Below are 13,626 nucleotides of genomic sequence, written 5' to 3'. Positions count from 1 at the left end.
GGTTCGAATCCTTTCAAGATTGTTAGTGGTCAGTTGTGGGTTGTGGAGGCCCACGAATCCCGCTTGCGTCGCCTCACTCCTTACGCCTTACATCAGCATCACGCGATGAAACCATCAAACCGCATAAACTCCGGCGGTGACTCTTCATCGAGCAAATGCAGACACGCCGCTCCGAGTGCGAAACTGCGGTCGTCGTGGTGACGACCGTCGGGACGATGATCGATGCGAATGTGGCCGTCGGATTTTTGTTTCAAAAGCAGCGAAGCGAGTTCGGTTTCGAGGTCGTCGCGTGTGTGGGTGTCGTTGCGTTGTCCACATCCGGGATACCAGGCGAGTTCGCGATGCAGAATGAGTTTTCGCAACGTCGTCGCCAACCGATGATTGCCAATGCCGCCACGGAACGGGAACCGCGTGACATCCGTCCGCGTTTCCCAATGTTGAATCACGCTGACCAATTGATACTCATCCAGCACGAACCGCACATGCGGAAAACCCGCGAGGATTTCTTGCATCCAGGCATCGACCCAATCGACTCGCGTCGGTTGACCTCTCTGAGGAGCGACGACATCCATGCGATCGACGACGATGCGAAAACCGTCCTCGAACAACTCGCGATGCACCACCACGCCGACAGTCAAATCGTGTTTCTCGGCGTAGTCGACGGCGGCGACGTATTGCCGATCCCCTTTGCCGATTGCGTGATAAATCAACTCGTCATCTCGGCAGGCCTCCGCTTCGGCGAGGGTCACGAATTCACCGTCGGACTGTTGCCAACGGTTGAGCCACAACCGCTCGTAAACCTCTTTCGGCAGCAACGCCTGCTGCTCCTCCAAATGATGCGGATCGAGCCACGGAGCTTGCACGCCATCGAGGCTGGAGAAGTGCCATGTTGGGTGGTCACTCTCCGCATTCGTTCGTGCGGCTTCACGGAGTTCCCACTGCCAACCCTGACCGACGCCCGCGTTCGTCAGCACGGCCAACACGCACTTCGGACGCTTTGCAGCGGAGGACACGAGCGAATGCCAGAGGTCCGGTTTTTCCCAGTGGCAAAGTTCATCGCAGATCACGAAGTCGGGGAGTGCCCCGTAGGAACTCGAAACATCCGACGAAATGATCGTTAGTCGGCTGCCGCTGTGTTTGTGTTCGACCCAATGTCGACAGAACTTCAGCGACGAAAACCATTCCGGATTCGCCAGCGACAACCGCAACAACGCATCGCGAATCAGCGTGCCTTGATCGCGATCCGCAGCGGCTGCTAAGCCTTCGATGCGATGCTGGGAGAACAACAGAATCCACGCGAGTTGCAACGCCATGTCCGCCGTTTTGCCGTGACCGCGGGGCCGTTCGATCCAGGCTCGTCGGACAGAGGTTTTCACATCATAACCAGCGAGCGACAACCAAGCGGGATCGAGAGCGGCGAAGTCGAGGGCTTGCCAAGGTTGAATCAAATTCCCAAAGGATTCGATTGCGTTCTCACTCAATCGCATAGCCGATCGAAATGCTTCAGGGGAGCGGCTGGCTTGCCGCTGATCATGGGTGGTCTTTAATTTCGTGCGGCAGATCAACGCCCATCGCACGGGCCAATTCAACCAGTTGGTCATCGCTGAGCGTCTCCAAGATTTCGTCGAACGTTGCGGGTGTCGGCGGTTCGCGGTTGTCGATGCGAGAGGGGAACAACTTCAACCAGGCTTGTTGCGCGGAGACGTTGCCTTCCATCGCCGTGCGATACAGCACCGCTTTGACGTTGCCGCTGAGCACGTCGGTCACTTCGATGGTGCGTTCGTGAAAGTCGGAATCTTTGAGAGCCGTTCGCAGAAACACATCGACCGACAAACCAAGTTGCTGCATCGCTCCCGCCGGACTCGCCCCGCGTTGCAGCAATTGGAGCACTGCCAATTGTTGATCGACTGAAAGCACTTCCGGTTCAGACTGTTGCGTTGGCTCAGTCTTCTTTTCCGGCTCTGACTTCTTGCCCCTGGTCCCTGGCCGCTTCGGAGCGGTTGTCGAAGACGTAGTAGACCGGTTGCGAGTGGCGGCTTTTTTCGTGGGTTTCGTGGCTGATTTTCGTTTGGCCATTGCGGTTCCCTCCGTAGATTGCGGAATGTCCTCTGCGAGATTGGTTCTTCGATTGCGTCACGCCCACGCGGACGAACCCGGCTTTTTCAAAGAACGGATTGAGATGCCCCATCTGAGCGAGCGTTTCGATCCAAGGCCACGGACACGCTCGGCAACTCTCGCGAATGAACCACGCCGCCAACCCCGCCCCGCGATAACTCGGATGCAACACGACTCGTGATAAAGTCACAAGTTGCGAATTGAGCGCTCGCAACGACGTGCGTGACCATCCGCCGTTCAATCCGAAAAACCGATTGCGTTGCGAGAGGGAAATCGGCGGCGACGCGAACACGCAGATGCCAATTTTTTCCTCGCCATGCCAAAGCACCGAGACACGTTTCACCAACCCCAAGTGATGACTGCGATAATGCCAATCGGCAAACGCGGGCCAATCGGTCTTGCTGCCGACGGTAATTTTGAGGTCGTCGAAAAAACTGATCTTTCGCGGCGATATGGGTTCGTCATTCCGTGTGCATTCCATCCGGCCATCGAGTCGGCACACAACGTGAAGTGACGGATCGAGATCGCTCGCGACATCGTCGTGCGTGGTCGCCAATAGAAAACCGATGCCCGTGCGGTGGGCGAGTCGACGGATGTTGAAGGCGACGATCTTGGCGAGTGTGCGATCAAGCGTGGCGGTGAATTCGTCCGCGATCACCCAATCCGGATGCTGAGCGAGTGCGAGCGCCAATCGGAACCGATACCGCTGCCCATCGCTCAGTTCGTTCGGAGTTCGCAACAACAACCGCGCTTCCGCCAATCCACATGCAGAGAGCAATGCCAACGATTCATGCACCGGCACGCCGAGGGCGTCGACCAGCACGCGGTCGGGGAGTTCCAAGTCATCGACGTTGACGACTTTCGTCCCAGATTGATCTCGAAGTTGCTCACCCGTGTTCCGCATCAAGCTCGATTTACCCGAACCGGAGGCGCCCGTGAACAACACGACATCGTCGGGCCTGATCGGCAATTCGAAATCCTCGGCAATCGTGTGTTGACCGGTTTCGAAACCGATGCCGAATCCGTCCATCACGATCGACGTATTCACACTCGCCCGCTTGGGGCGGAGGTCGTAGGAGACGTTGAGTTGCATGTCGAACAGTTTGGGGCTGGGGAATGTGGCAAATGTGAGGCGTGAGGAGTGAGGGGTAAGGCGTGGAAGACAGTATTTCGCCTCACACCTCACGCCTTACTCCTCACATCTTTAGGATGGCAGACGCACGTGGACTTTCAGGTCGAGTTCCGCGATGAGCGAATCGAAACGCTCGCGGTGATCCGGCCAATCGGCTTCGGGGATTTCGAAGGTGACTTGCACGATTGGTTCGGTTTCCGGCGTGTCTTCGGACGTTTCCGGTGCGAAATTTGGATCGGGGGCGAGGACGAGATTCTTCAATTCTTCGGCGTCGAAGCCGGTGAGGGTGGCATCGAAGTCTTCTTGTCCGTCGAGATCGGAGAGCAACTCAACGAGCTTCGTCGGGTCCCAATCGCCGCCGACATTCGCATTGTTCAAAGCGATGTTGAGTGCTTTTTCTCGTTCGAGGGACAACGACACCACGACGGCGGGCACTTCCGTCACACCGCGATCCCGCAGGACCGACAAACGTTGATGCCCACCAACCACGTGCCCGGTCTGTTCGTTCCAAACAACCGGTTGAACGAGTTCAAATTCATCCAACGAGCGAGCTAAGCGTTCATACCCCGGCATGCCCGGTTTGAGTTCGACCCGCGGATTGTACGGTGCGGGTTTGAGGTCCGTGATGGGTAACGTGCGGAGTTGCATATCAGTTTCCAAATCCGAATCAGGAAGAGATCAATCGAGGGAGGCGTAAGGAGTCAGGCGTGAGGCGGATTTCTGTCTTCCACGCCTCACGTCACTCGAAGCCGTCGGCACTGAATTGCTCACAGAGTTCCGCTTTGACTTTCCTCAAGCACCGGCTGACATGGCCGCGAGGATGCTCGAAGACGAGGCCGATGGTGTCCAACGGCCAACCGCTGTTTTCTCGGAGGGCGAGCATTGCCAGATACTTCCAACGGAGCGTGTCGGTTCCGGCATAATGGTCCATGACCGTTCGCCAAAATCCGTCCGCTCCCGATCGCGGCAGCAGGATCTTTTCGTTGCGAGAATTCACGACCGACATGGTTGGGCTCCTTCCCCGATAGCGTTTACTTCATGTGAACAAAGTTGCGCTATTGTTGGTTCCGAGTGGCTCGTCGGAAAGGGCAATTTCGGCCCGAATCGTGTGCGAGATGTGGATCACGTACGCGCCGATCGATTGGTACGGTGTTGCGTTCGGGGCTGCCAGAGATGTTTGCCACGGCTGTGGCAGCTGTGCCTTGGCGAGAGAGCGTTCTGGTCGACCGCACTGGCGAGACGCCAGTGGCACACGCAGACAGCTTCGTCAAAGAAGTGTTACGAAATGCTTCGGACCACACCCGAGTAGACGCGTTTCGTGCCGGTATTGGTGTCGATGAGGAGTGCTCCGTCGGCGTCGATGCCACGACAGAGACCATGCGTGGCTGGTTGGCCGTTTTCGACTTCAACCGTGCGACCGGTCAGCCAACACCAACGGTCCCAACGACTCGGCAGATCGACATCGTTTGCCAAACCGGTGAGTTCCGTTTCCAATGCCCGCAGCACCATGAGCAAAACTTCATTCAGGTTGTGGTCGAGGCCAGTTTCGTCACGAAGCGAGGTCGCCCGACTGCGGATATCTTCGGGGGCGGTTTCAAAGTTCGTGTTGACGTTCAGACCAATGCCGATGACCACACGACCCGATCCCGCAGAGGGCATCTCGATGAGAATCCCACAGAGTTTACGACCGTCGATGAGCACATCGTTCGGCCACTTCAGACTCGGACGTTTGGGGTGAAGAAACTCATGCGTGGCCTTGCAGATCGCCATACCAACGACAAGGGAAATCTTCGTCCAGCGTTCCGGCGGAACATGGAAGTGATGAGCGTCGATGATCAGCGAGAACGTCAATGTGCCCTTGTCGGCCCACCACCGATTCGCCCCGCGACCACGTCCGGCTGACTGTCGATGAGCCAAAACCAACGCCGGGAGTTGCAGGTCGTCTTCACTCGCCAATTCCAATGCACGATCGTTCGTCGATGGAAGTTCTTGGTGAATTTCAATGAATTCGAGGAACGTATTCTCCAGAAGTTCGGATCGGAATTGGCTTGGGTCCGTCATGCTCGGAGGCGTATCTGACGCCGATTCCGTGTTGTCGACCGCCTGCGTTCTAACACGTGTCTTCCGACCCATGATGATCAATCCAGCGATGGTTAGTGCGAAGCCAATCAACAGCCAAATCGTGACGGCTTCGTGAAAGAACATCACGCCGGCGAACGAGCATAACGCGGCTTGCGAAGCGTTGATGAGGTTCGCTCGCACAACGGGAATTCGCCGCAGTGCCGCACCGAGAGAAAAGAACGCGATGGCATTGAAGACGCCTGCGGTCAGCATGGCTGTCAAATCCAGCGGGGCGGTTTTCATCAGTTCAGCGGGACCGAGACGTACGGCACTCAACACGCCCAACACGACCACGCCGGTGGTGTTGAAGAAGACAAGTGTCGCGGCGAGTGGCAATTCGCTGGTGAGATGACGCTTGATCAAAACGCCGCCCGATCCGTAAGCCGTTCCTGCGATAATGGCCGCCCCAATCGCGAGCAACACTTCCGTCACGCTCACGGTTTCCAAGACGGAACGGGCCGACTCACCGCTTCCGGCACTCAGGCTACAAATCGCGAGGATCAACAAACCAATTGCGATCAGCGTTTGCTTGTTGACCGGTTCGTTGAGGAAGATGCGTCCCAGGATCGCGCTGGAAAGTAGGATCGTCGAGAACGTCATCGGCACCGTCAGCGCGAGGCCGATGTACGACAACGCCCATTGGAACATCACGTTGCCGCCGATCTGCATCATCAAACCGCCGGCGATCAGCACGCCCCACGTTTTCCGTGGTGGCAACGCGACCAAACCTTGCGACATCCGATAGCCGATGATGACCCACGCCACGAGCGCCGCCGGCACGCTTTTCCAAGTCGTCACCCAGAACGCCCAGTCCATGCTGTTCTCGCGGGCGAGAAACCGCAACGACGTGTTCGCCCCTGTGTACGCCAACGCCGCCAACACACCAAGCAGTGTGCCGACGGTGAGTGGATCAAGCGATGAAAAACGTTTCGAGGCGGGCATGGCGGAGTGAGGATGAAAGGGAGGAGTCGGAGGACCGCGACGGGTTATCGGGAACGTTTACATCTGTCACCGATGTGCCAATCCGAGGAAATTCAATTCATCACACCAGACCTCGTCAACTCATCATCGGTCCTACATCACCACTCGCAGATGGAACGGTAACGTTTCCGAGAGGGCTTCACGGAGGGTGTTGCGGCAGTGTTCGAGTTCGTCGATCAGATTTTCCCGGCTCTCGTCGTCGGAAAGTTCTTCTGGCAGCGACGAGACCGGTTGATCGTGTAGCGAGGATAGAACGGCTTCCACAGTCGTCAGGCCATCGGCGGCGGTGAACCAGGCTTGATCGGTTTCGGGGAATTCATCGTCGGCGGCGAACTCGGCTTCCAGGTCGGAGTGATCGTAAAAGTTCGTGAGTTCCATCACACCGATTTGTTCACACAGTTCGTCCACGGTTTCGGCCATTTCGAAGGCCAATCTGTATTCCCGATCACCCTCGACGACTTGACCGTCGCGGTACATCCGAATGCGGAGCGTCATGCTCATGAGTCGTCTTTCTGTTGAGGGTGATGCCACCCGGTTTTGGAAACGTCACAATCAGACGCGTACGTTTTCTCCGTTGAGTGCTGGTTATAGAATTCTTTGATTCAACATGCTAGACCGCGCGGCCGTCTTTTGTGTCCGCAAGCATTGAGAAAACGCAGGCCGCCCTCGGTTACGTCAATGACGTCCATCAATTCCGAGTTCGGCTTGCCTCTCGGTCACACTCTGATGCGGACGACCGGAGAACCGCTGATTCCATTTAGCGAGTTTTCATGACGCGGTCCGGGAAGCGGATGGCGAGCCATCGGTTCGCGTAGTCTGCGGCGTGCAGCCAATCGAGTTGTTCGTAGATGTCCCGTTGTTTCTTGAGTCTCCAATAATCCGGGGCGGAGTCCTTCAAATCACGATTGAGAATTTCGAGAGCCTGACCGAATCGTTCGTTGCGACGCAGCCAGCGAATATGCAGCAGATCCCATTTCTTCTCCGTGGTGTCGACCCATCGAGCGAGTTCCTTGAAGTTCGCTTCAAAGGCCGCATCGAGAGCTTTGGGATCTTTAACGGGGTGTTTCTCCTCCACGTCTGGCAGTTCCTGGTACCCAATCGCCCTGCCCTTGCGATAGAGCGTGTCAGTCAGTGTGTCGCGGAGTTTCTCGAATTTCTTGCGTTCTTTGACCGCTTCCGGGTCGTCTTCATCGAGGCGTTGGCCGAAGTGCTTTTGCAAAGCCTCGGTGTCGATCTCCGCTAGCACCGCATCAGCTGCATCCACCACTTTAGGCAAATGATCTTTCCGGCGTTTCTCGTTGTCCAACCGATGCAATCTTGCCAACAGAATTGGCAATTTGTCCTGATGAGACTTCAGCAATTTCGCTGCTAACGTCTCAAACTCCTGGTCTTGTTTCGGCGAAGACAAAGACTTTAGATAGGCAATTTCTGCGTCCCGCATGGCGGCGGCGAGATCGGTTGGCTTGTCACTGGAAGAATTCGAGTTCGTTTTTGATGGACTCTTCGAATTCGCCGGAATCAAACATGCGATCGGCCAACCGTTCGGCCGCCGTCCCGCCAGTGACGAAGAACTTTCCTCGCCGTAGTGAATGGTTCCCAACAGCCGATCACCGGGTTGCACGGAGCTTGGAAGGGAACTCAACGTCGGAGCCGCCACGAACAAGTCCATCGATTCGCCCGGCTGCAATCGTGTTGTGGACACGGTGCCGCGTTCGGCGGCGGCAGCGGTTCGCGACGGATAAACCTTCAGGGAAATCGAAGAACTCAGTTTGCGTTCCATTACGAGCGGTACCGCAGACAAGTCTTCCAAGCGTTCCGGATCGGTATCGAAGAACTTGACGGTCAGCGTGTGCGAACCTTTTTCGAGTTGGGTCGCTTCCGGAAAGACATCATCGCTCGCGACGAGTTGCCCACCGGCATCGTGGACATTCCAAAGGTGCGAAATGATCGGTGAGTCGTAGAGCAAATCGTCGGTTTGTGGAAATCGCAGCGTGACCTTTCCCGATTTCGATTGCTCGAATTCGTAGGTCGTTTCGAGTTCGTAGAGTTGCTCGGCGTTGCTTGAATCCGTGTCCGACAGTGGGCGGATACTGGCATCGCTTGGCGTGACGAAACGCTGCAACCGATCCAACCGAGCGGTTGGTTTCAAGCGTTCTTTCCCGGTCAACGCCGTCACTGACACCGGGCTGCCAAGAGCACCCGCGGTGAGCGCGAGATCGGTGACATCCGGTTGGAGTCCCTCAAACTCGACTTCGACTCGGACATTCGATTCCTTCAGGCTGGAATAATCTTGCACCAAACTGACATCGAGCAGTCGACTCCCCGTGGTTTGAATCGAAATCACGCGAGGTTCGCCGGGTTGAAGCAGCAGATAGTTTCGCTTCATGGCTGTTTCGAATGTGCGACCGGGAAGCAGTTGCACGGTTTGCATCAGAAACCGTTTGGGTTCGACCGGAGTCGTTTCCGACGTTTCCTTGCTGAGCGTGAGTGTAATGTTTGCCCATGTCGCATTGGCGGGAGTGGCGGCAAAGAGACGACCGACATCCCCCGGTCCAAAGTTCATGGATTGTTCGACTCGTGCTGGATCGTCGGTGTCGCTAGGCGTCGGGACGACGACCGTGATCGGGATGCGAAATACCGCGGGGCGGTCGGTCCGAGTGGCATCGAAGGCGGCGATCGATTCCGCGTACGCACCGGGACGAAGTCGCGTGGGGTCCACATGTACCGCCAGCGAACCGCCATCGCTGGTCATCAACATATGACGTCCGCAAGAAATCCAGTCGGCGGACGGTTCGAAGTTGAACGACAAACTGAAATCGACTTTCGTTTGCGGTTCCGTGGCTTCGGGAAAGGCCGGTTCGATCTGAACACGGAATTCTTGCGGCGAATCGGTCATGTTCCGTTCCCGCAGATAAATCCCTCGGTCGTGATGTCGTCCCGACACCGAAACGCGAAATGCCAAGTCTTCGGCGAGTGCATCGGCGAATGTAGTGAGATGTTGGTAAGCCCGATCGACTTGCACCAAACCGGGGCCTTGAGCAAACGGATCAATCGTGCGGATCGGTTCCGCGGTGCTTTGGATCGCTCGTCGGACACTGTACGGGGAGTACGCAATTTTGTCGGCTTTCAATCCCGAAAGCAGCAACACGATCGCACCACACGCGTTGGGGGAGGCCATCGATGTACCATTCATTCGCTGACTGCGGTTCAGTGTCCAAGGTGGAACCGGAGCGATGGCTCCACCGGGAGCGAAGATATCGACACCGAAATCTCCATCGGCAGTCGGTCCGCGACTTGTCCATGAGTACGCACTGCCGGGAATTGGTTCTCGCAAGGAATACGCGGTCGCGGCCATTTCCGGAGACAGATACGCCCCCACACCGATCACGGCCGATGTCGTTCCGCCGGGAGCGCCGACGGTCGTCAAACACGGTCCTGAATTCCCGGCACTTGCGACGAAGATCGTTCCCTTTTCATTGACGGCTTTGGAAAAGACATCGATTAAATCGCCGACGTTTGGCGTGCTGGTCGGTTCGCCGTAGCTCATGTTGATCAGGTCGCAATCCAAATCGAGGGCCGCTTGCACACCCCTGGCGAGAGCCGACCCGGTCTCCATGCCATCCAGCCGAGTGTCGCCGATCTTGACGGAAACGATCTGCGCCCCCGGTGCAATGCCATTGAGCTCCGGTTGGTTCTCGTAGTGAGCCGCCACGATTCCGGCAACATGCGTGCCATGCGATCCGCTCGCGACGACCAACGATGCCCGCGAGCAATCGCCGTCGAAACGCACGGTGAAGTTGAGCAGACTTTCTTCGTCAAACGTGTCGTAGGCCGGTTCGTCGCGGTAGTTGGTGAGTATGTCTTCATCGGTGAGGTCGCCGTCCTCGTCGGTATCGACCACGACACGCCATCGCTGTCCATCGTTGAAGGCGATCACGTCGTAAACCGGACCGGGATCTTCGTAAGTGTTCTCTAGAGTCTGAAGCGCTTTCAGTTGGGCCCGTAAGTCCGCAAGGTGCGTTTTCTCGGTCGGTGTGAGTTTCAATCCGCTGTCTTCCCAAGTCGCGACACTGGCACGAAGTTCCGCTTCCACCTGCCGATGTTTCTTGAGGAACTCTTTCTTCCGCTCTTTCTTGAGGCGACTCACCAGGGCGGAGGGGAACAACTCATACGCTCGTTTGATCCCCCGACGATAAATGCCCTCGGGATTCTTCCACTGCGGATCGAGTTTCAAATTGCGACCGGTCAGTCCTGGCAGTTGGTTGCCGTCCGGCTTGACGGTCTCTTGCAGATCCACGTCGCCGCTGCCGGTGGTATCGATGAAGTCAATGAACTTCGGCTGACCGGAAGGGGTGGTTTGCAGACCGACGGCACCAGGGTCAACGCCGGTATCGAAAATCGCCACCCGCACGCCTCGCCCATCGAATTCGGGGTGCTCCTTCAGAAACCGTAACGCACCGATTTCCGTTTTCGGCAACAACCCCGTCGTGGGAAATGGAGCCGCCAATGGGTCTGCGAAAATCGGGGGGGCTGACGAAAGTCCAATCACAAACAAAGCGACATGGAGCCAGCGTGTAAGTCGATGAGTGATCATAATGGGTCGGTCTCTAAGACGTGCGGTTGAACTTCAATACAGCATAGAGGGCCAATGAGCCGGCCGACAACACTTGATGTAGGGATTCCCGGTAGGAACTCGTAAGCGAGGGGGGAGATTCCCGAACTTTCCGCGTGACAGATTCATAAACGCCCCGTAAGATGAGGATGAGGAGAGTTTTGGGTTGTCCAATGGAATAGTTTGTAAGTCGCATCAAGAGACGCAACTTTCACCAAGGACGCGGTGAAAACAATCGTCTCGGTCGAGGCAGGACTCATGACTCATGATACGGTCGGACGACCGATGGATATCTTGCTAGTGGAAGACAGCGTCGTAGCCGCTCGTCTGACGATTGGTGCCATCAAGAAAGGTGAAGTCGCTCATCGGCTGACTTGGCTCAGTGATGGCGAGGATGCACTGGAATTCTTGTACCGGCGAGGGAAGTACGCTCAAGCCCCACGACCGGATTTGATCCTGCTCGATCTGACGTTACCTGGCTGCGATGGTCGGGAAGTGTTGGCGGAGATCAAAGCGGATGAATCGCTCCAGTCGATCCCGGTTGTCATTCTGACAGGTTCCACCGCGGAAGATGATCTGATCGAAAGCGAACGCTTGCACGTCGAAAGCTACATGACCAAGCCGGTCGACTTTGGAAAGTTCTTGCAACTTCTTCGCGATCTAAGCCGCTTCTGGCACGAAGACATGATCTTGCCCGCCGGCGCAAAATAAAAACCGCCGGAAATGACCGGCGGTTTGGGTGATCGTACTGAAGAACTACTTACGCGTTAGCCGCGAAGTCGGCGAGCTTCTCTTTACCCTGACGGTAGCAGAAATCGCCAAAACATTCGCCGTTCTGTCGGTCGGATTTGAAGAACTGCAGAACCGGTTCGAGCCGTTGAGCGATTTCGTTTTGTGGCACGAGATCGTCGTAGATAAACCCGATTCGCGTGCACTCCGTGTCACCACCGAGATACAGCGTGTACTTGTTCTTCCCTTTGCCGACGAGTCCGATATCCGGAGCGTAAGGACGGGCACATCCGTTCGGGCAACCGGTCATGTGCAACGCGATTCGTTCGCCAATCAAGCCATGCTTGTCCATGACTTTCTCGATGTCCGCCAGGATATCCGGAGCCACTCGCTCCGATTCCGTGACGGCCAATCCGCATGTCGGCAACGCAGGGCACGCCATCGCATACCGCTTCAGCAGCGTCAGGTTCTCCGCCAGCGGGACGTTGTTGCTCTTCAAGATCTGCGTGATGTCTTCGCGATCTTTCTCCTCGATGTCGCAGAGCAGCACATCTTGCAGAGCCGTCAGCCGGGTCTCCATGCCGTACTTCGTCAGGATTTCTCGAAACGCCGACTTGTAATGGACACCATTTTCGTCCTGAATACGTCCATTCGGCACACACACACCCAGGAACCATTTGCCATCACCTTGTTCATGCCAACCGAGATGGTCATCGACATCAGTGACTTCGGTCGGATGTGGCTCCGGCAAGTTTTCGCCGAAGTATTCTTCCACTTTGGCTTTGAATTTCGGCAGGCCCCAGTTGTGGATGAGGTATTTCATCCGAGCTAGCTTGCGGTTTTCCCGGTTACCGAAATCGCGTTGGACTTTCACAATGGCATCGGCAATGTCGACCACACGATCCGCCGTGACGTAGGTCAATCGTTTGGCGACCGCTGGAAAGGTTTCCTTCTTCGCGGGAGTCATGCCCATGCTCCCACCGACGAGGACATTGTAACCCACGATCTGGTCGTTCTCGACAACGGCCAAGAAACCCAAATCCTGTGAGTACACGTCGATGCAGTTGTCTTCCGGGAAGGCGAAGCCGACTTTGAACTTCCGAGGCAAGTACCGTTTGCCGTAAACCGGTTCCTCGACGGGAACGAATTCCTCGACTTTCTCGGACTCGCCGGTTTCCTCGTCTTTGAGCCAAATCTCGTAATACGCCGTGGTCTTCGGCTTGAGATGCTCGGCGACGGCGTCGGCTGTGGCTTGCATCTCGTCGTGCAGCGGATTGTTCTTGAACGGTGCCGGGCAGCACATCGTGTTCCGCGAAACGTCACCGCAAGCGGCGATGGTGCTGAGTTTCGTCTGGTTGATGCCCCGAATCGCTTCTTTCAGGTCTTTGATCAGCACGCCATGGAGCTGAAACCCCTGTCGCGAAGTCACTCGAAGGGTGCCGTTACCGTATTCCTCACAAAGATCGAGTTCTTTGAGGAAATCGTCCGCAGTCACCTTTCCGCCGGGAATTCGCGTGCGGACCATGAACATATAGCGTTTGCCGAGCCGATTTCCGTCGGCGTCCTTCTCATTCCGCCGATCGCGGTCGTCCTGCTGATAGCTGCCGTGATGCTTCAGCAACTGCAAGTTGTCTCCATTGAAACATTCAACGCCGGCCTGCAATTCCTCGGCGATTGTGCCTCGCAATTGGCGGCTGTTTTCTTTGAGGTGTTCCAGCTTGCTGAGTTTCGTTGCATCCGGCGTGGACGTTTCGGCCATGGAAAAATCACTCCTGTTGAATTCGCGTCACTGCGTCGACTTTCGGCCCGACCAACAGTGTTGTTAAACTGGCCGTCCCAGGGAGTATTGTTGGGAGACGACAAGGTTTTCTCAACTCCCTATCTTGTGACGCTACCATTGTGATCTGATAGGTGTTGAGCGGTATTGGCACGCAGA

10 protein-coding genes are annotated in these 13,626 nt (G+C 56.3%); 1 reads left to right on the top strand and 9 read right to left on the bottom strand.

The window, feature by feature from the left end:
• Window positions 1-98: 98 nt before the first annotated feature.
• The 8 genes from G6R38_RS20275 to G6R38_RS20240 form a co-directional block, all read right to left on the bottom strand.
• A complete protein-coding gene (locus tag G6R38_RS20275) occupies window positions 99-1,601 on the bottom strand; it encodes a terminase large subunit domain-containing protein (RefSeq protein WP_240928300.1) in 1,503 nt (500 codons plus the stop codon).
• Window positions 1,531-1,917, bottom strand: coding sequence for a hypothetical protein (locus G6R38_RS20270; RefSeq protein WP_166830541.1), 387 nt, complete (start codon window positions 1,915-1,917; stop codon window positions 1,531-1,533). Before G6R38_RS20270 ends, G6R38_RS20275 begins: the two co-directional genes overlap by 71 nt.
• Before the next feature lie 25 nt (window positions 1,918-1,942).
• Window positions 1,943-3,208 (bottom strand): hypothetical protein, encoded by a 1,266-nt coding sequence (locus G6R38_RS20265; protein WP_166830539.1) that lies wholly within the window; start codon window positions 3,206-3,208, stop codon window positions 1,943-1,945.
• A 111-nt stretch (window positions 3,209-3,319) separates the two neighbouring features.
• Entirely contained in the window at window positions 3,320-3,895 is a 576-nt protein-coding gene (locus G6R38_RS20260; protein ID WP_166830537.1) for a ParB N-terminal domain-containing protein, read from the bottom strand.
• Window positions 3,896-3,986: 91 nt separating this feature from the next.
• Window positions 3,987-4,253 carry a hypothetical protein gene (locus tag G6R38_RS20255; RefSeq protein WP_166830535.1) on the bottom strand — a complete coding sequence of 89 codons (267 nt, stop codon included), beginning with the start codon at window positions 4,251-4,253 and terminating at the stop codon, window positions 3,987-3,989.
• Between the two features lie 272 nt (window positions 4,254-4,525).
• Entirely contained in the window at window positions 4,526-6,310 is a 1,785-nt protein-coding gene (locus G6R38_RS20250) for a biotin--[acetyl-CoA-carboxylase] ligase (RefSeq protein WP_166830533.1), read from the bottom strand.
• Window positions 6,311-6,442: 132 nt separating this feature from the next.
• The gene (locus tag G6R38_RS20245; RefSeq protein WP_166830531.1) at window positions 6,443-6,850 is read right to left on the bottom strand and encodes a hypothetical protein; all 408 of its coding nucleotides are present in this window, start codon (window positions 6,848-6,850) and stop codon (window positions 6,443-6,445) included.
• Window positions 6,851-7,106: 256 nt separating this feature from the next.
• Window positions 7,107-10,943 carry a S8 family serine peptidase gene (locus G6R38_RS20240; protein WP_166830529.1) on the bottom strand — a complete coding sequence of 1,279 codons (3,837 nt, stop codon included), beginning with the start codon at window positions 10,941-10,943 and terminating at the stop codon, window positions 7,107-7,109.
• Between the two features lie 276 nt (window positions 10,944-11,219).
• On the opposite strand from G6R38_RS20240, the gene G6R38_RS20235 reads away from it, so the two are divergent.
• A complete protein-coding gene (locus tag G6R38_RS20235) occupies window positions 11,220-11,672 on the top strand; it encodes a response regulator (protein ID WP_166830527.1) in 453 nt (150 codons plus the stop codon).
• A 49-nt stretch (window positions 11,673-11,721) separates the two neighbouring features.
• Here G6R38_RS20235 and G6R38_RS20230 read toward each other — a convergent pair whose 3' ends face one another.
• Window positions 11,722-13,449 (bottom strand): NADPH-dependent assimilatory sulfite reductase hemoprotein subunit, encoded by a 1,728-nt coding sequence (locus G6R38_RS20230; protein WP_166830525.1) that lies wholly within the window; start codon window positions 13,447-13,449, stop codon window positions 11,722-11,724.
• Window positions 13,450-13,626 lie beyond the last annotated feature (177 nt).

Origin of the sequence: Thalassoroseus pseudoceratinae (assembly GCF_011634775.1) — a bacterium.
In the GTDB taxonomy this organism is placed as follows: domain Bacteria; phylum Planctomycetota; class Planctomycetia; order Planctomycetales; family Planctomycetaceae; genus Thalassoroseus; species Thalassoroseus pseudoceratinae.
The sequence above is the reverse complement of the archived record's forward strand: the minus strand, read 5'-3'. Positions and strand labels throughout refer to the sequence as shown.

What these genes read in the sequence shown, in the direction of transcription:
- G6R38_RS20275 (WP_240928300.1), bottom strand. Translation starts at nt 1,601, where the DNA reads ATGACCAACTGGTTGAATTGGCCCGTGCGATGGGCGTTGATCTGCCGC.
- G6R38_RS20265 (WP_166830539.1), bottom strand. Translation starts at nt 3,208, where the DNA reads ATGCAACTCAACGTCTCCTACGACCTCCGCCCCAAGCGGGCGAGTGTG.
- G6R38_RS20260 (WP_166830537.1), bottom strand. Translation starts at nt 3,895, where the DNA reads ATGCAACTCCGCACGTTACCCATCACGGACCTCAAACCCGCACCGTAC.
- G6R38_RS20255 (WP_166830535.1), bottom strand. Translation starts at nt 4,253, where the DNA reads ATGTCGGTCGTGAATTCTCGCAACGAAAAGATCCTGCTGCCGCGATCG.
- G6R38_RS20250 (WP_166830533.1), bottom strand. Translation starts at nt 6,310, where the DNA reads ATGCCCGCCTCGAAACGTTTTTCATCGCTTGATCCACTCACCGTCGGC.
- G6R38_RS20245 (WP_166830531.1), bottom strand. Translation starts at nt 6,850, where the DNA reads ATGAGCATGACGCTCCGCATTCGGATGTACCGCGACGGTCAAGTCGTC.
- G6R38_RS20240 (WP_166830529.1), bottom strand. Translation starts at nt 10,943, where the DNA reads ATGATCACTCATCGACTTACACGCTGGCTCCATGTCGCTTTGTTTGTG.
- G6R38_RS20235 (WP_166830527.1), top strand. Translation starts at nt 11,220, where the DNA reads ATGACTCATGATACGGTCGGACGACCGATGGATATCTTGCTAGTGGAA.
- G6R38_RS20230 (WP_166830525.1), bottom strand. Translation starts at nt 13,449, where the DNA reads ATGGCCGAAACGTCCACGCCGGATGCAACGAAACTCAGCAAGCTGGAA.